Genomic DNA, 17,073 nt, shown 5'->3' with positions numbered 1-17,073 from the left:
CTGGGCGTCAGTCAACGACACACCCAGACCAACGATCCGATGATCTGAAAGAAACGGCCTAGGCGTCGTAGTCCTGGTTGAACCGGTCCCGCACCTGCTGCTCCGTGTCCTCGATGTCACGGTGGTTCTGGGTGCCGCGCTGCGGCCGGTCCTGGCGGCCCTGCTGACCGGCCTTCTGGCGGGCCTGCCCCGCCTTCTCCTTGGCCTGCTCCTTGGCCTGGCGCGACTTGTCCTGCATCTGGTCCTTCATACCCATGTGGGTTCACTCCCGTAGTGGGTGGGTTCACAGCCCCTCGCTGGGGCCTCGACCAGATTCACACGGGCCAACACGCCCCGCATGTCGATCAGTTACGGTGCGTGGCGCGGGCCGCCTCGTCGGCCGCCCCACCTGCGCCGACGAGCCCGGAGGCCATCCCCTGCAGCCGGGGCGCGAACCGCTTCATCTCCCGCTGCCCGACCGTCCCGATGAGCGCCGGCAGATAACCGCGCACCCCCTGCATGCCGCGCAGCCACCACTGCCCGTACACATGCGCCGAGCGCCGCTCGATCCCGGCGACGAGCCGGTCCACCGCCGGACCCAGCGGGTAGGTCTTGTTGGACGGCCAGGGCAGCCGCTGCCGCAGCTCGCGCATCACGTCGTCCTGGTCGGCGCCGCGCACCATGTCGGTGTCGGTCCACGACAGATAGGCCACGCCGACCCGCACGCCCTGGTAGCCGACCTCGGCGCGCAGACTGTGCGCGTACGCCTCCACGCCCGCCTTGGACGCGCAGTACGCCGTCATCATCGGGGCGGGCGTGAGCGCGGCCAGCGAGGCGATCTGCAGCAGATAGCCCCGGCTCTCCGCCAGCACCGGCAGGAAGGCGCGCGCGGTCACCGCCGAACCGATCAGGTTCACCTCGATCACCCGCCGCCAGGCCACCGGATCGGAGTCCGTGAACGGACCGCCGGTCGCCACACCGGCGTTGGCCACCACGATGTCGACCTTCCCGAAGCGCTCCTTCACCTCCCGGGCGACCCGGCTCATGGTCTCGTGGTCGGTGACGTCGGCGTACCAGTAGGCGCTGTCGTGGTGCAGCCGCCCGGAGACCTCCTTGAGCGCCTCCTCCTCCAGCCCGACCAGCGCCACCCTCGCCCCGCGCGCGGAGAGTTTGCGCGCCAGCAGCTCACCGACGCCGCGCGCCGCTCCCGTGACGACCGCGACCTGTCCTTCGAGGCTCACCCTGCTCATGCGCCCTCCTTGATCCGTACGGGGGCGGCCCCCGTGACATACGTGCCGACGAGGTCCCGGATGCGGCCGGTCACCGTCTCCGGCGCCTCGACGGGGGTCATATGGCCGACGCCGGTCAGCTCGGTGAGACCGAGGCAGTGCGGCAGCGCGGCGGCCAGCGCGCGGGCGTGCACCGGTGGCGTGAGCCGGTCGGACGTGCCGCACAGCACCGCGGTGGGCACGGTCAGCCGCCGTACGCCGTGGTCGAGATCGAGCGTGGCCAGCACCTCGGACCACGCGTGGCGCACCGCGCGCGGGCAGGCGTGCACGATCCGCGCGCACGCCTCCACCCGGTCCGGGGCGCAACCGGCGCCCATCGTGGCGTACTTGAGGATGCTCTTCGCCACCGGCGTGACCGGCCCGAGCGGGGCGCGCGAGCCGAGGACGCGTCCGGTGAGCCAGGTGCGCACGCGGCCGGCCCGCAACGGCACCACGCGCGACTCGGCGACCAGCCGCGAACTGCCCGTGCTGCACAGCAGGACGGCGGCGGCGTGCTCCCGGAAGCCGGGACGCCCGGCGGCGGCCATGACCGTCATGCCGCCCATGGAATGGCCGGCGATCACCGCCTTCTCCCCGGGCGCGAGGGTTGCCGCGAGCACCGCTTCGAGGTCGTCCGCCAGCGCCTCGGTGGAGCACACGGGGTGCGCGGGACTGCGCCCGTGTCCCCGCTGGTCGTAGGTGATCACCCGGTGACCGGCGGCCAGGTCGCGTATCTGCGCCGCCCAGAACGCCGTCGAGCAGGTCCAGCCGTGGGAGAGGACGACGGCGGGCGCGTCCTTAGGGCCGTGCACCTCCACGTGCAGCCGGGCGCCGTCGGCGGAGACGGTGGTCAGGGTGCGGCCGGCCACCGGCGGGGCACAGGTGCCGGGGGCGGCCGGGGCGCGGCGGCTCACGCGAGGGCCTCGTTCCTGCGGCCGGCCACCGGCGCGGGCTTGCGGATCACCTCGTACTCCGCGAGGTCCACCCGCCGGGTCGCGCGCCGGAACTCGGTGGTCGTGCCGGGCCAGATGGTGGTGTTGCGGCCGCTCGGGTCCAGATACCAGCTGGTGCAGCCGCCGGTGTTCCACACGGTCCGCTTCATGCGCTCCTGGACCCGCTCGTTCCAGGCGTCCACGGCGGCGGGCCGGGCGTCCAGGGCGGTCCGGCCGCCGAGGACGTCGAGCTGGCGCAGGTAGTCGGCCAGGTAGTTCAGCTGGGACTCGATCATGAGGATCATGGAGGAGTTGCCCAGGCCGGTGTTGGGCCCGATGATCGTCATCCAGTTCGGGAACCCGGCCGCCGAGGCGCCGCGCAGCGCCCGCATGCCGTTCTTCCAGGTCTCGGCGAGCGTGGTCCCGTCCGCGCCGACCACCCGCTCGGCGATCGGCATGTCCGTGACGTGGAAGCCGGTGCCGAAGATGATCGCGTCGACCTCGGTCTCGGTGCCGTCGGCCGCCACGACCGTGGAGCCGCGGATCTCGGCGAGCCCGCTGGCGACGACGTCCACGTTGGGCCGGGCGAGCGCCGGGTAGTACTCGCTGGACAGCAGGATCCGCTTGCAGCCGATGCGGTAGTCGGGGGTGAGCTTGGCGCGCAGGGCGGGGTCCTTGATGGCGCGGGCCATGTTCCGCTTGGCGAGCTGTTCGACGAGCCCGAGTTCGTCGGGGCGCTTGGTGAACGCCTGCACCTGGAGTTCCCGGATGCCCCACAGCAGCCCGCGCCGGGCCTGCGCGGTGAGGGGCAGCCGCCGGTGCAGCCAGCGTTCGGCGCCGCTGATGGCGCGGTCCACGCGGGGCATCACCCACGGCGGGGTCCGCTGGAAGAGGGTGAGCCGGCCGACCTCCGGCTGGATGGCGGGCACGATCTGGATCGCGGAGGCGCCGGTGCCGACCATGGCGACCCGCTTGCCGCGCAGGTCGTAGTCGTGGTCCCAGCGGGCGGAGTGGAACACCTTCCCCGGGAAGGAGTCCAGGCCCGGGATCTCGGGGATCTTCGGGTCGGACAGCGGTCCGGTGGCGGAGACGACGACGTCGGCGCGCAGCGTGCCGCGGGTGGTCTCGATGGTCCACCACAGGTGGTCGGCGTCCCAGGTCATCAGCTTGACCTCGGAGTCGAACCGGATGTGCGGGCGCAGCCCGAACAGGTCGGTGACGTGCTCCAGGTAGGCGCGGATGTGCCGCTGCCCGGAGAAGGTGCGCGGCCAGTCGGGGTTGGGCGCGAAGGAGAAGGAGTACAGGTGCGAGGGCACGTCACAGGCGCACCCGGGGTAACTGTTGTCCCGCCACGTGCCGCCGACGCTGCCGGCCCGTTCCAGGACCACGAAGTCGGTGACCCCCTCCCGGCGCAGCCGCACGGCGGCCCCCAGCCCGCCGAACCCGGACCCGATCACCGCCACCCGTACATGCTCGTGCTCGGCCATCCCGAAGCCTCCACGCGTCACCTAGGAACTGTGCCAGTGAACACTGGCGCAATGGGACTGTAGAGCAGCTCCGTACCGAGCGGTAGGGGGCGGGGAAGGGAAAGTTACCGGCGGTACACCTTAGGCTGCGGGCGTGGCAGAGGACGCAGAGCACAGGGATGGCCCGCGCGAGTACCGCATGGAGGAACTGGCCCGGCTGGCCGGCATCACCGTGCGCACCCTGCGCTTCTACCGGGAGCGGGGCCTGCTCCCGCCGCCCCGCCGCGAGGGCCGTATCGCCTGGTACGACGACCACCACCTGGCCCGGCTGCGCACCATCGCGGCCCTGCTGGAGCGCGGCCACACCCTCAGCGGTATAGCGGAACTCGCCGAGGCCCTGGACCAGGGCCGCGACGTCGCCGACCTGCTGGGCGTGGGCCCGCCCACCGAGGAGGAGCCGGTCCGCCTCACCCCCGAGGAACTCGCCGCCCGCTTCGAGGGCGAGGTCACGCCCGAGAACCTGGCCGCCGCGATGGAGCTGGGCTATCTCGGCACCGACGGCGACGAGATCGTGCACATCAGCCGGCGGCTGCTGGACGTCTCCTCGGCGCTGGTGCGCGAGGGCATCCCGCTCGCCGAGGTGCTGGCCGCCGCCGCCCGCGTCCGCGAGCACGCCGAGGCGCTGGCCGGCCTGTTCGCCGACGTGATCTCGCGCCACGGCCCCGAGGACGACCTGCGGCGGCTGCGCCCGCTGGCCCGCAGCGTGGTGGAGGCGGAGTTCTCCCTGGCCCTGGACCGCCGGCTGAACAAAAGGGACTGAGAACGGGCCGGGCCGGCCCTAGAGGTCGTAGACGACGGTCACGGGCGCGTGGTCCGACCAGCGTTCGGCGTGCGTGGCGGCCCGCTCCACGAATCCCTTGACCGCCCGGCCGGCGAGCCCGGGGGTGGCCACGTGGTAGTCGATGCGCCAGCCGGAGTCGTTGTCGAAGGCCCGCCCGCGGTACGACCACCAGCTGTAGGGCCCCTCGGTGTCGGGGTGCAGCGCGCGCACCACGTCGACGTACCCGCCCTCCCCGGCGGCGAACACCCGGCCGAGCCAGTCCCGTTCCTCGGACAGGAAGCCGGAGTTCTTCGTGTTGCCGCGCCAGTTCTTCAGGTCCGCCTCGCGGTGGGCGATGTTCCAGTCACCGCACACCAGCACCTCACGGCCGTCGGCGGCGGCGCGCTTGCGCAGTTCCTGGAGGTGGACGAGGAACTCGGCCATGAAGCGGACCTTCTCGTCCTGCCGTTCGGTGCCGACCTCGCCGGAGGGCAGATACAGGGAGGCGACGGTGAGGCCGGGCAGCTCGGCCTCCACATACCGGCCGCTGCCGTCGAACTCGGCGGAGCCGAAGCCGACCCGGATCCGGTCGGGCTCGCGCCGGGTGTAGAGGGAGACGCCCGCCCGGCCCTTGGCGGCGGCCGGGGCGTGCACGACGTGCCAGCCGTCGGGCTGCCGCACCTCCTCGGGCAGCTGGTGCGGCTCGGCGCGCACCTCCTGGAGGCAGACGACGTCCGCGTCCGTCCCGGCGAGCCACTCCACGAAGCCCTTCCTGGCGGCGGCCCGCAGCCCGTTCACGTTCACGGTGGTCACAGTCAGCACCCCGGCACGATACCGGCACACTGGTCTGGGTCCGAAAACCCGGGACCACCCGCCGACCGCACAGAAGACGATGCCCAGCATGAACATACGTCGCGTCCGCTTCGATCACCCCGACGCCGTCAAGCTCAACGACGAGGTCCAGGCCGAGTACCACCTGCGCTACGGCGACGGGGGCGACGCCACGGTCCTGGCGCCCGAGGACTTCGACCCGCCCCGGGGCGTGTTCCTGATCGCGTACGACGAGCTGGGCCGCCCGGTGGCGACCGGCGGCTGGCGCGGCCAGGACCGCAACGACGAGGGCAACGAGGACGGCGACGCCGAGCTGAAGCGCATGTTCGTGATCGAGCAGATGCGCGGGCGGGGCCTGGCCCGCCGCGTCCTCGCGGCCCTGGAGGAGGACGCCCGCGCGGCCGGCCGGGTCCGGATGGTCCTGGAGACGGGCACCAAGCAGCCGGAGGCCATCGCCCTGTACACCTCCAGCGGCTACGAGCCGTGCGCCAAGTTCGGCTACTACCGCCACTACGAGGAGAGCCTCTGCTACGCCAAGCTCCTGTGAGCCACGGACCCCGGACACCGGGGGTGCCGCCCGGCACCCCCGGGCCCCTGGGGACCCCGGAAACGACGAAGATCCCGTCGGTCGTGATGACCGACGGGATCTCATCGTGCAGTGGACCTGAGGGGATTTGAACCCCTGGCCCCCTCGATGCGAACGAGGTGCGCTACCGGACTGCGCCACAGGCCCTTGCAACGAGTGAAACTCTAGCATCCCGATCCGGGTGCTTGGAAATCCGTTCCCTGACTGGTCAGGGAGGGGGTGACCGGGGTCACTCGTTGGCGGCGCGGGGCCGGTCGCCGTCCTCGTACTGGTCGAACAGGGGTGTACGGCCGCGCTCCCGTGCCCGGCGGGCCGCGGCGGGGCCGCCGCCGCGCGAGCGGGTCCGCGGCTGCGGGCGGGCGTCCCCGCGGCCGTCCGTCGGCCGGTCCGCCGCGGCCGGCTCCGGGCGCCCGCCCGTCCCGTCCCGCGGCGTACGGCCCGCCTCCTGCTCCGGCACGACCGCGCTGGACCGCGCCGAGCTCCAGGTGTCGGGCGCCCCGAGGTCCACGTCACGGGTGGCGCGCGGGGCGACGGGCGCGGTGACGTACGTCGGCAGGGGCACCGGCACCGGGTCCCAGCTCTCGCCGTGTCCGGGCCGCCGCTGCCGCTCGCGCTGCTGGTCGACCCACTCGGCGTGGTCGGTCTGCTCCACGAGTGCCCGCCGGTCGGCGGCGAGCGCGGACAGCTCCGCGTCGTCCGCGCCGGGGTCCTGGCCCGCCTCCGCCTCGTCCGCGCCCGCGTCCTCCTCCGGGGACGGGTGCGCGCGCGGCCGGCGTTCCCGCAGTCGCTGGGCGGCGGCCTCGGCGCGGCGGCGGTCCATCTGGTAGGCGAAGCGGCGCCGTTCCTGCGCCCGCAGATAGGCGATGTAGGCGCTGAGCAGCACGGCCGGGACACCGGGCGCCCACAGGAAGGCGAGCCCGCCGACGGCGGCGATGACCGTGCCGAGGGTGAAGGCGAGGAAGAGCATCACCGTGGTGCGCCGGCGGCGCGCGAGCACCTTCGAGCGCTGGGCGCGCGCTGCGGCCGTCTGCGCCGAGGGCGCGCGCCGTGCCACCGGTTCACGCTGGGGGGCGGGCACGGAGGCGGGGTCGGGCGTCGGCACGGGGGGCTGGTCACGGGCCGGCTCGGCACCCGCGGGTGCCTCCGGGCCGGCCACCAGGGGATCTGCGTCCACGGGCTCGGCGTCCAGGGGCTCGGCGTCCGGGCCGTTCTGACGGCGGGTCGGAGGCACGGCGAAGGCCCGGACGTCCACCGAGTCGGTGACGGCGTCCGGGTCGACGGCGTCCGGCTCCCCCTCCTGGGCGGAGCGCGCCCGCAGGTCCCTGGCGTACCGGCGCTCCATGCCCGCCCGTCCGGAAAGCAGCCGGATGGCGGTGCTGAAGCGTTCCGTCGGACGGGCCTCGTTCAGCTCGTCCTGCCTACGGAGCCACATCGGCACCAAGTAGGCGGCCCAGGCCCCGACAATGACTGCGTAGATGAGGCCGCTGCTGCTCACGCCTCACACGGTAGAGGGATTTGTGTGGGGCCATCCGCCAATTGGGCCGGTGTGTCGCACGATCTGGCTGATATTTCCAGCATTTTTTGCGACCGATGCGATTTTCAATAATCGAACATATTTTCAATTCATTGGCTCTCGGTGCGCTGGGCCCGCTGCGCGCGTGCCCGGTGCCACCGTCTGAGCAGCCCGTCGGGCACCTCCTCCGCGGTGAGCGCGAAGACCAGATGGTCGCGCCAGGCGCCGTCGATGTGCAGATAGCGCGGCCGCAGCCCCTCCTCGCGGAATCCGAGTTTCTCCACCACGCGCCGGCTCGGCCGGTTCTCGGGGCGAATGCAGACCTCGATGCGGTGCAGGCCGACGGTGCGGAAGCAGTGGTCCACCGCGAGCGCGACCGCCGTCGGCACCACCCCGCGCCCGGCCACCGCCTCGTCCACCCAGTACCCGATGTGCCCCGAGCACATCGAGCCCCAGGTGATCCCGGCGACCGTCAACTGCCCGGCCAGCCGCCCCTGGTACTCGATGACGAACGGCAGCATCCGGCCCGCGCCGGCCTCGGAACGCAGGTGCCGGACCATCTGGCGGTAGGTCGGCCGGTGCGCGACCGGCCCGCTCGGCGCAGGCGGCGGGATGGTGGCCTCCCAGGGGCGCAGCCAGTCGCGGTTGCGCCGGTTCACCTCGCGCCAGGCCCGCTGGTCGCGCAGCTTTATCGGCCGGAGGACGACCTCGCCGTCCGCCAGCACGACGGGCCAGGAAGGGCTGTTCAGCTGGCACCCCCACTGCCGGGTCCCGGATGGTCGCCGCCGCGGATCTGGTCGACGGCGTGCACCAGCAGCGGCTCCAGCACGGCCAGGCCGTCGCGCACCCCGCCGGTCGACCCGGGCAGGTTCACGATCAGCGTCCGGCCGGCCACGCCCGCCAGACCCCGGGACAGCGCGGCGGCCGGCACCTTCTCCCGCCCGTGGGCGCGGATGGCCTCGGCGATGCCCGGCACCTCCCGGTCGATCACCGCGCGGGTGGCCTCCGGGGTGCGGTCGGTGGGCGAGATGCCGGTGCCGCCGGTGGTGACCACGACGTCGTACCCGGCCGTCACGGCCGCGCGCAGGGCCTCCTCCACGGGGGCGCCGTCCGGGACGACCCGGGGCCCCGCCACGTCGAGGCCGAGGGCCCTGAGGCCGTCGGCGACCAGCGGGCCGCCCTTGTCCGGATAGACGCCCGCGGCGGCCCGGTTCGAAGCGGTGATCACCAGGGCGCGGTAGCTCATGCCCGGCTCCAGTCGCCCGACTTGCCGCCCGTCTTCTCCTCCACCCGTACGTCCGTGATGACCGCCCCCTTGTCGACCGCCTTGACCATGTCGACCACGGTGAGCGCGGCGACCGACACCGCGGTGAGCGCCTCCATCTCGACGCCCGTGCGGTCCGTGGTCTTCACGGTGGCCCGGATCTCCACGGCGTCGTCCGCGACCGACAGGTCCAGTGTCACACCGGACACCGACAACGGGTGGCACAGCGGGATCAGCTCAGGGGTCCGCTTGGCCCCCATGATCCCGGCGATGCGCGCGGTGGCCAGGGCGTCGCCCTTGGGCATCCCCTCGCCGCGCAGCAGCTCGACCACGCGCGGTGAGACCAGGACCCGGCCACTGGCGCGGGCGGTGCGCGCGGTCACGTCCTTCCCGGATACGTCGACCATGCGGGCCGCGCCCGCCTCGTCGATGTGCGTCAGCCGTTCCTGCGTACTCATGCTGTGGCGCTCCCGGTCCGGGCCCGCGGTGCGGAGCGCGGGCCTGCTGTGCGCGCAACGGTACCGCCAAGCCGGGCCCGGAAGCGGACCAGGATCGTCCTGTGGACGGGCACACGGGCGTGCCTCAGCCGAGCAGCACGACCTCCACCTCGCCGCCGGGCTCCACGGACTCCACGTCCTCGGGGACGACGATCAGCGCGTCGGCCTTGGCCAGCGCCGCGATCAGGTGGGAACCGGCGCCGCCCACGGGGGTCACCGCACCGTCGGCGTACCGGCCGCGCAGGAACTGGCGGCGGCCCCGGGGCGAGCGCAGCGCCTCCTGCGCCTTCAGCGTGGCCCGGGTGCGGGGCCGGTGGAGTCCGGTCAGGCCCATCAGGGCGCGGATGGCGGGGCGGACGAACAGCTCGAAGGAGACGTACGACGACACCGGGTTGCCGGGCAGGGCCAGCAGCGGGGTGTGGTCGGGGCCGATGGTGCCGAAGCCCTGCGGCTTGCCGGGCTGCATGGCGAGCCTGCGGAACTCCACGCCGCCGCCCGCCTCGTCCTCGTCGCCGACGGACGACAGCGCCTCCTTGACGACGTCGTAGGCGCCCACGCTGACCCCGCCGGTGGTCACCATCAGGTCGGCCCGGATGAGCTGGTCCTCGATGGTGGTGCGCAGCGTCTCGGCGTCGTCGGCGACGGCGCCCACCCGGTAGGCGATGGCGCCCGCGTCCCGCGCGGCGGCGGTGAGGGCGAAGCTGTTGGAGTCGTAGATCTGCCCGGGGGCCAGTTCCTCGCCGGGCTGGACGAGTTCGCTGCCGGTGGACAGCACGACCACGCGCGGGCGCGGGCGCACCCGGACCGTGCCCCGGCCGATCGCGGCCAGCAGGGCGATCTGCGGCGCGCCGAGGACCGTTCCGGCCTCCAGGGCGAGCTCGCCGGCCCGTACGTCGCTGCCCTCGGCCCGCACGTGCGCGCGTGCCTCCACGGGCCGGTACACGTGCACCTGGCCCTCGGCGCCCTCGGGGGACAGGCTGCGCGCCCGCATGCCGCTCGCCGGGCCCTCGCCGAGCCCGCCGTCGGTCCACTCGACGGGGACGACGGCCTCGGCGCCGGGCGGCAGCGGGGCGCCGGTCATGATGCGCGCGGCCTGCCCGGGGCCGACCCGCACCGGATCGGCGGCGCCGGCCGCGATGTCCCCGACGACCTCCAGGGCGGCCGGGAACTCCTCGCTCGCGCCGGCGACGTCCGCGACCCGCACCGCGTACCCGTCCATGGAGCTGTTGTCGAACGGCGGCAGGGAGACCGGCACCGTGACGTTCTCCACCAGGACGCAGCCCTGGGCGTCGAGCAGTTGCAGCTCGATGGGCTCCAGGGGGCGGACGGTGGCGAGGATGTCGTCCAGGTGCTCGTCCACCGACCACAGGTCGTCCGGGCCGGCGGGAGGTGTCGCGGCGCTGCTCAAGACTGCTGCATCTCCTCGGCTACGTAACTGCGGAGCCAGGTCCGGAAGTCCGGGCCCAGGTCCTCACGTTCGCACGCGAGTCTGACGATGGCACGCAGGTAGTCGCCGCGGTCGCCGGTGTCGTAGCGGCGGCCCTTGAAGACGACGCCGTGCACGGGGCCGCCGGCCTTCTCGTCCTGGGCGAGCTGCTGGAGGGCGTCGGTGAGCTGGATCTCGCCGCCGCGGCCCGGCTCGGTCTCGCGCAGGATGCCGAAGATGCCCGGGTCGAGCACATAGCGGCCGATGATCGCGTAGCTGGACGGGGCGTCCGCCGGATCCGGCTTCTCGACCAGTCCCGTGACCTTCACCACGTCGCCTTCGGCGGTGGCCTCCACGGCGGCGCAGCCGTAGAGGTGGATCTGCTCGGGGGCGACCTCCATGAGGGCGACGACGCTGCCGCCGTGCTGCTCCTGGACCTCGATCATGCGCCGCAGCAGCGGGTCGCGGGGATCGATCAGGTCGTCGCCGAGGAGGACGGCGAAGGGTTCGTGCCCGACGTGCGGGGCGGCGCACAGCACGGCGTGACCGAGTCCCCTGGGGTCGCCCTGGCGGACGTAGTGCATGGTGGCCAGGTCGCTGGACTCCTGCACCTTCGCGAGCCGCTCGGCGTCGCCCTTCTTCTCCAGCGCGGATTCCAGCTCGTAATTGCGGTCGAAGTGGTCCTCCAGCGGGCGCTTGTTGCGTCCGGTGATCATGAGGACGTCGTCGAGCCCCGCCGACACGGCCTCCTCGACCACGTACTGGATCGCCGGCTTGTCGACGACGGGCAGCATCTCCTTGGGAGTGGCCTTGGTGGCCGGCAGGAACCGGGTACCGAGGCCGGCTGCGGGAATGACAGCCTTGCTGATCCTGGGGTGGGACTGAGTCATGCCCGCCACAATATCCGGTGCCTTTGTGCGGAAACTGTGGCTCCGGCGGCTTGCCCCTCATATGAGCTGCATGACGAGAAGGTGCGGAGACGGCCAGTGGAACACGACGGACCTACGGGCGATCGTGACAAGCGGGTGTTGCGGCGGGAGTTCCTGGGCGTAAGGAACAGGCTGACGGCGGCCGACATCGGCGAGGCGGGCCGCGAGCTGGCACGACGCGCCCTGGAGCTGCCCGAGCTGGCCGCGGGGCGGACGGTGGCGGCGTACGTCTCGGTGGGCGGCGAACCGGCCACCCTCCCGTTGCTGGAGGCGCTGCGCGCGCGAGGGGTGCGCGTGCTGCTCCCCGCGCTGCTGCCCGACAACGACCTGGACTGGGGCGAGTACACCGGCCCGGACTCTCTCGAACAAATCCGGCACAGCGGGAAGATGGCGCTTTTCGAACCCTCCGGCGCGCGTCTCGGTCCGGACGCCGTGACGGCCGCGGACGTCGTCCTGCTGCCCGGCCTCGCGGTGGACGCGCGCGGGATGCGCCTGGGACGCGGCGGAGGCTCCTACGACCGGGTGCTGGCCCGGCTGGAGCGGGCGGGCGCGCGCCCCCGGCTCGTGGTGCTGCTCTACGACACGGAGGTCGTCGCGCGCGTTCCGGCCGAGGCGCACGACAGACCGGTGCACGCCGTGGTGACGCCGTCGGGCGTACGCCGCTTCCCGCTCCCCTGACCGCGCCGCTTCCCGCTCCCCCGCCCCGGAGGGACCCGCCCCCGTGACGGAAACGGCCCTCCACGCGCGCGTGGAGGGCCGTTCTCAGCGGGGTGCCGTCGGGGTCACGGCTTGAGGACGAGGGTGTCGCTCGTGCTGCTGTCCACCGCCTTGCCCGAGAACGACCAGGGCAGCAGCTCGCCCTTGGCCCACTTGCCGGTCTGGTCGGTGTAGTGCGCGTTGTACGCGTGCCCGGAGGCGCCGGCCAGGTTGATCCACTTCGACTTGTCCAGGTCGGCGAGGTTGACGACCATCCGCATGGACGGCACCCAGACCACGTCGTAGCCGCCGGCCGCGTTCCAGCCGGTCGCGTTCACCGCGGCCTCGCCGCCGCTGAGCTTCCAGGGGCCGCGGTTCAGCAGGTACTGCACGGCCTTGGGGCCCTCGGTGCCGAGCGTCTGGTTCTTCAGGAACAGCCGGTGCAGCCGGCCCCAGCTCCAGGTGTCGATGTCCTTGCCGAGCTTGGCGGTCAGCTCCCAGCGGGCGTCGATCATGGCCCGGGCGAAGAGCTGGTCGCGGTCGGCCGCGCCGGGGCGGGTGCCCGACTTGGGCGCCTTCCACCAGTCGCTGTCCGGCTTGTCCATCAGGGTGCGCACGACCTCGAACCAGCGGTCGCCGCCGTCCGGCTGCGCCTGGTCGGCATCGCGCTGACCGCACTCGCGCACCTTGGTGTCGTCGTCCACCGGGCCGGTGCTGTCGATCTTGTCGACCCACAGGCACTGGCCCTTGACCCGCAGCTCCTTGGGCATCTTGTTGCCGAAGGCCAGCTTCAGGACGTTGCGCCAGACGGCGTTGAAGTACGCGGCGGCCGCCGAGTCGGCGTCCTGGGTGTAGTCCCAGCCCTCCAGCAGCTTCTGCGCCTGGCGGACGTCGGGGTCGGCCAGGTTGATCTTCAGCAGCTTGGGCACCAGCAGCTTGGCGATCTCGCTGCTGTTGTCCAGCTGCATCTGCCGCATGTCGTCGGTGGAGATCTTGCCGCCGCCCTTGATCTTGGACTCGATCAGGTCGGTGATGCGCTGGCTGCGGGTGCCGTAGCCCCAGTCGGCGGTCAGCGTGTACGGGTACTTCTCCGGGTCGACCACGGCCTGGTTGGCGGTGACGATGTAGCCGCGCTCGGGGTCGTACTCGTAGGGCAGCTCGTCCTGCTCGATGAAGCCGGTCCAGCGGTACTTGGAGTCCCAGCCCAGTGCCGGTACGGCGCCGGTGACGCCTTCCGCGCGGGTGGGGATCCGGCCGGGCAGCGTGTAGCCGATGTGGTTGTCCGTGCCGGCGTAGACCAGGTTCTGCGAGGGCACGTCGAACAGGGCCGCCGCCGCGCGGAAGTCGCTCCAGCCGGCCGCCTTGTCCAGCGCGAACACGGCGTCCATGGTGGTGCCCGGGTCGAGCGCGGTCCACCGCAGCGCGATGCCGTAGCCGTCGCCGCGGTCGGGCGCGGCGGTGTTCACGGTGGCCTTCTTGCCGACCTGGACGAGTTCGTCGTCACGGTCGGACAGCAGCGGCATGCCGTCCTGGGTCTGGCGGACGACGATCGTCTTGGACTTGCCGCCGGCGACCTTGATCGTCTCCTCGCGGGTCTTGAACGGCCGGACCTTGCCGTCGTAGAGGTAGCCGTTCGCGCTGACCTTCTCCAGGTAGAGGTCGGTGACGTCGACACCGGAGTTGGTCAGGCCCCAGGCGATCTTCGCGTTGTGGCCGATGACCACACCGGGCATGCCGGCGAAGGTGTAGCCCGAGACGTCGTACTGGCACTTGTCGGAGACGCTCCGGCAGTGCAGGCCCATCTGGTACCAGACGGAGGGCAGGGACGCCGACAGGTGCGGGTCGTTGGCGAGCAGCGGCTTGCCGGTGATGGTGTGCTTCCCGGCGACGACCCAGGAGTTGGAGCCGATGCCCTGGCCGTTCACGCCGACGGCCGTGGGCAGGTCGTCCAGGACCTCGGTGAGGCCCTCCAGCTGACCGCTGAGCGTCGATCCGCCGCCGGCGGCGGTGGAGGAGCCGGAGGTGCCCGCCGCGCCCTGGGAGGAGCCGGTCAGGCCGCCCGTGGTGCCGGTCGCACCGGTGGTGCCGGTGGCGCCGGTGGTGCCGGTGGCGCCGGTGGTGCCAGTGGTGCCGGTCGTTCCCGTGGTGCCGGTGGTGCCCGTCGCGCCCGTGCCGCCGGTCGTGCCCGTGGCGCCGCTCTGCTGGAAGGCCTGGGTCAGTTCGTCGTACTGGCCCTCCTGCACGATCGGCTTGTTACGGGCGGCCGGGTAGGCCGGGTACAGGTCCTGGATCTGCTGCGGGCCGAGGCGGCTGGTCATCAGGGCGCGGTCGATCTCGTCGCGCATGTTGCCGCGCAGGTCCCAGGCCATCGCCTTCAGCCACGAGACGGAGTCGACCGGGGTCCACTTCTGCGGCTTGTAGTCGTTGGTGAGGCCCAGCGCCGCGTACTCCAGCGAGATGTCCTTGCCGTTCTTGCCCGCGAGGTAGGCGTTGACGCCCTTGGCGTAGGCCTGGAGGTACCTCTTCGTCGGGGCCGACAGCTTGGTCTTGTACTCCTGCTCGGCGATCCGGTCCCAGCCGAGGGTGCGCAGGAACTCGTCGTTCTCCACCTGGCCCTTGCCGAACATCTCCGACAGGCGCCCGGAGGTCATGTGCCGGCGCACGTCCATCTCGTAGAACCGGTCCTGCGCCTGGACGAAGCCCTGCGCCATGAACAGGTCCTCGTCCGAGGAGGCGTAGATCTGCGGGATGCCGTAACCGTCCCGCTTCACGTCGACCGGCCCGGACAGGCCGTCGAGCCGGAGCGTGCCGGTGGTCTGCGGGAAGGAGGCGCGGACGGTGCTGATCGTCCAGTAGGCCCCGTAGGCGATGCCTCCGATGACGGCCAGGACCAGCACCAGCACGATCAGGCGGGCTTTGCGCCCCTTCTTCCTGCCGGACTTGACGGACGTGGCACCCGTGGTGGCGGTGTCACCCGTTGTGGCGGTGGTGTTGGGGGGCATCGCTGTCCTTGCTGTCCTAACGCGAGCGGCAGGTCGGGCTGTGACTTTGAATGAGCGCTGGAGCAACCATAGGCGCAGGGCCCCGTCCCGCTTGACGCGGAGTCGGGAACCAGCGCGCACGAGCGTTCGATCTTGCCCTGCCGATCGTCAAGAAAGCGTCAAGAGTTAGGTAAGGTAACGAAGTAATCGGAGGCTGCCGGCCGGCCCCCGGCTCCACTTTCCGAGGAGGAACGCCCGCTGACTGTCCACCACCTCAACCAGCTCCTGCTCGTCTGCTCAGCCGTCCTGCTCGTCGCCGTCGCGGCCGTCCGGATCTCCTCCCGCAGCGGGCTCCCCAGCCTGCTCGTCTACCTGGGCATCGGCGTCCTCATGGGCCAGGACGGCATCGGCGGCATCCACTTCGACAGTGCCGAGGTGACCCAGGTCATGGGGTACGCGGCCCTCGTCGTGATCCTGGCCGAGGGCGGCCTGGGGACGAAGTGGAAGGAGATCCGGCCGGTTCTGTCGTCGGCGTCCGTGCTGGCGACGGCGGGGGTCGCGATCAGCGTCGGGGTCACCGCGGCCGGCGCGCACTACCTGGTGGGGCTGGAGTGGCGGCAGGCGCTCATCATCGGCGCGGTGGTGTCGTCGACGGACGCGGCGGCGGTCTTCTCGGTCCTGCGCAGGATCCCCCTGCCCGCGCGCGTGACGGGCACCCTGGAGGCGGAGTCCGGCTTCAACGACGCCCCGGTGGTCATCCTCGTCGTCGCCTTCTCCACGGCCGGCCCGGTCGAGCACTGGTACCTGCTGCTCGGCGAGATCGCCCTGGAGCTCGCCATCGGCGCGGCCATCGGGATCGCCGTCGGCTGGTTCGGCTCCTGGGGGCTCAGGCACGTGGCGCTGCCGGCGTCCGGCCTCTACCCGATCGCCGTGCTCGCGATCGCCGTCACCGCGTACGCCGCCGGCGCCCTCGGACACGGCAGCGGCTTCCTCGCCGTCTACCTGGCCTCGATGATGCTCGGCAACGCGCGCCTGCCGCACTGGCCGGCCACGCGCGGCTTCGCCGAGGGGCTCGGCTGGATCGCCCAGATCGGCATGTTCGTCGTCCTCGGCCTGCTGGTCACCCCGCACGAGCTGGGCGACGACATCTGGCCCGCCGTGGTCATCGGGCTGGTCCTGACCATGGTGGCCCGCCCGCTGAGCGTGGTGGGCAGCCTGACGCCGTTCGGGGTGCCGTGGCGGGAGCAGGCCCTGATGTCGTGGGCGGGGCTGCGCGGCGCCGTGCCCATCATCCTGGCCACCATCCCCATGGTGAACGGGGTCGACGCCAGCCGCCGCATCTTCAACATCGTCTTCGTGCTGGTCGTCGTCTACACCCTGGTCCAGGGCCCGACCCTGCCCTGGCTGGCGCGCCTGCTGCGGCTGGGCGAGCAGGGCGAGGCCTCGGACCTCGGCATCGAGTCGGCGCCCCTGGAGCGGCTGCGCGGGCACCTGCTGTCCGTCACCATCCCCGAGGGCTCGCGGATGCACGGTGTGGAGATCAGCGAGCTGCGGCTGCCGCCGGGCGCGGCCGTGACGCTGGTCGTCCGCGAAGGAGAATCGTTCGTGCCGCTGCCCACGACGGTGCTGCGGCGCGGCGACGAACTGCTGGTCGTCGCCACCGATCCGGTCCGCGACGCGGCGGAACGGCGCCTGCGCGCGGTCGCCCACGGCGGCAAGCTGGCGGGGTGGCTGGGGACGAACGGCTCGCGCTGAGGCTCGTTCCCCGCCTCCACGCCCTGTGCTCCCTGCCTTCACGCCCGTGGAATCCCAGGTGGCCGCCTGGATGGTGCTCGTTTTCACAGTCGCGCAAGCGGTGATCCCTGTAGGATTGGGGCGCACCCTG

General features: G+C 72.4%; 16 protein-coding genes and 1 tRNA gene. 4 read left to right on the top strand and 13 right to left on the bottom strand.

Translation table 11 applies throughout. From position 1 onward, the window contains the following. Positions 1-58 precede the first annotated feature (58 nt). The 4 genes from ABD350_RS26785 to ABD350_RS26770 form a co-directional block, all read right to left on the bottom strand. On the bottom strand, positions 59-256 hold the full coding sequence (locus tag ABD350_RS26785; RefSeq protein WP_344350959.1) for a hypothetical protein: 198 nt from the start codon (positions 254-256) through the stop codon (positions 59-61). A gap of 88 nt (positions 257-344) precedes the next feature. After that, positions 345-1,229 (bottom strand): SDR family oxidoreductase, encoded by an 885-nt coding sequence (locus ABD350_RS26780; protein ID WP_344350958.1) that lies wholly within the window; start codon positions 1,227-1,229, stop codon positions 345-347. Continuing rightward, positions 1,226-2,161, bottom strand: a complete 936-nt coding sequence (locus tag ABD350_RS26775) for an alpha/beta fold hydrolase (RefSeq protein WP_344350957.1) — start codon at positions 2,159-2,161, stop codon at positions 1,226-1,228. The genes ABD350_RS26780 and ABD350_RS26775 overlap by 4 nt, the downstream gene beginning before the upstream one ends. Continuing rightward, a complete protein-coding gene (locus ABD350_RS26770) occupies positions 2,158-3,666 on the bottom strand; it encodes a flavin-containing monooxygenase (RefSeq protein ID WP_344350956.1) in 1,509 nt (502 codons plus the stop codon). Before ABD350_RS26770 ends, ABD350_RS26775 begins: the two co-directional genes overlap by 4 nt. Before the next feature lie 178 nt (positions 3,667-3,844). Here ABD350_RS26770 and ABD350_RS26765 point away from each other — a divergent pair, with 178 nt between their 5' ends. Next, a complete protein-coding gene (locus ABD350_RS26765) occupies positions 3,845-4,465 on the top strand; it encodes a MerR family transcriptional regulator (protein WP_344350972.1) in 621 nt (206 codons plus the stop codon). Between the two features lie 18 nt (positions 4,466-4,483). Here the strand turns inward: ABD350_RS26765 and ABD350_RS26760 are convergent, their stop codons facing one another. Beyond that, entirely contained in the window at positions 4,484-5,287 is an 804-nt protein-coding gene (locus ABD350_RS26760) for an exodeoxyribonuclease III (protein WP_344350955.1), read from the bottom strand. Positions 5,288-5,366: 79 nt separating this feature from the next. On the opposite strand from ABD350_RS26760, the gene ABD350_RS26755 reads away from it, so the two are divergent. Continuing rightward, complete coding sequence (locus ABD350_RS26755; RefSeq protein WP_344350954.1) at positions 5,367-5,843, top strand: GNAT family N-acetyltransferase; 477 nt, start codon at positions 5,367-5,369, stop codon at positions 5,841-5,843. Positions 5,844-5,955: 112 nt separating this feature from the next. Here the strand turns inward: ABD350_RS26755 and ABD350_RS26750 are convergent. The 7 genes from ABD350_RS26750 to galU form a co-directional block, all read right to left on the bottom strand. Continuing rightward, positions 5,956-6,029, bottom strand: a tRNA-Ala gene (locus tag ABD350_RS26750). A gap of 82 nt (positions 6,030-6,111) precedes the next feature. Continuing rightward, positions 6,112-7,377, bottom strand: a complete 1,266-nt coding sequence (gene sepX, locus ABD350_RS26745; protein WP_344350952.1) for a divisome protein SepX/GlpR — start codon at positions 7,375-7,377, stop codon at positions 6,112-6,114. A 128-nt stretch (positions 7,378-7,505) separates the two neighbouring features. Beyond that, on the bottom strand, positions 7,506-8,120 hold the full coding sequence (locus ABD350_RS26740) for a GNAT family N-acetyltransferase (RefSeq protein WP_344350950.1): 615 nt from the start codon (positions 8,118-8,120) through the stop codon (positions 7,506-7,508). A gap of 20 nt (positions 8,121-8,140) precedes the next feature. Beyond that, a complete protein-coding gene (locus tag ABD350_RS26735; RefSeq protein ID WP_344350949.1) occupies positions 8,141-8,641 on the bottom strand; it encodes a MogA/MoaB family molybdenum cofactor biosynthesis protein in 501 nt (166 codons plus the stop codon). Beyond that, positions 8,638-9,117: a cyclic pyranopterin monophosphate synthase MoaC gene (gene moaC / locus ABD350_RS26730; RefSeq protein ID WP_344350948.1), complete on the bottom strand. Its 480-nt coding sequence runs from the start codon at positions 9,115-9,117 to the stop codon at positions 8,638-8,640. Before moaC ends, ABD350_RS26735 begins: the two co-directional genes overlap by 4 nt. A 124-nt stretch (positions 9,118-9,241) precedes the next feature. Continuing rightward, positions 9,242-10,564, bottom strand: coding sequence for a molybdotransferase-like divisome protein Glp (gene glp / locus ABD350_RS26725; RefSeq protein WP_344350947.1), 1,323 nt, complete (start codon positions 10,562-10,564; stop codon positions 9,242-9,244). Then, positions 10,561-11,472 (bottom strand): UTP--glucose-1-phosphate uridylyltransferase GalU, encoded by a 912-nt coding sequence (galU, locus tag ABD350_RS26720; RefSeq protein ID WP_344350945.1) that lies wholly within the window; start codon positions 11,470-11,472, stop codon positions 10,561-10,563. The genes glp and galU overlap by 4 nt, the downstream gene beginning before the upstream one ends. 96 nt (positions 11,473-11,568) lie before the next feature. Here galU and ABD350_RS26715 point away from each other — a divergent pair, with 96 nt between their 5' ends. Then, positions 11,569-12,189, top strand: coding sequence for a 5-formyltetrahydrofolate cyclo-ligase (locus ABD350_RS26715; RefSeq protein ID WP_344350943.1), 621 nt, complete (start codon positions 11,569-11,571; stop codon positions 12,187-12,189). A gap of 104 nt (positions 12,190-12,293) precedes the next feature. Here ABD350_RS26715 and ABD350_RS26710 read toward each other — a convergent pair whose 3' ends face one another. Further along, a complete protein-coding gene (locus tag ABD350_RS26710) occupies positions 12,294-15,209 on the bottom strand; it encodes a penicillin acylase family protein (RefSeq protein ID WP_344350942.1) in 2,916 nt (971 codons plus the stop codon). A 237-nt stretch (positions 15,210-15,446) separates the two neighbouring features. Here ABD350_RS26710 and ABD350_RS26705 point away from each other — a divergent pair, with 237 nt between their 5' ends. After that, a complete protein-coding gene (locus ABD350_RS26705; protein WP_344350971.1) occupies positions 15,447-16,943 on the top strand; it encodes a potassium/proton antiporter in 1,497 nt (498 codons plus the stop codon). Positions 16,944-17,073: the final 130 nt, after the last annotated feature.

It is taken from the genome of Streptomyces nogalater, from assembly GCF_039532885.1.
Classification (GTDB): Bacteria; Actinomycetota; Actinomycetes; order Streptomycetales; family Streptomycetaceae; genus Streptomyces; species Streptomyces nogalater.
The sequence above is the reverse complement of the archived record's forward strand: the minus strand, read 5'-3'. Positions and strand labels throughout refer to the sequence as shown.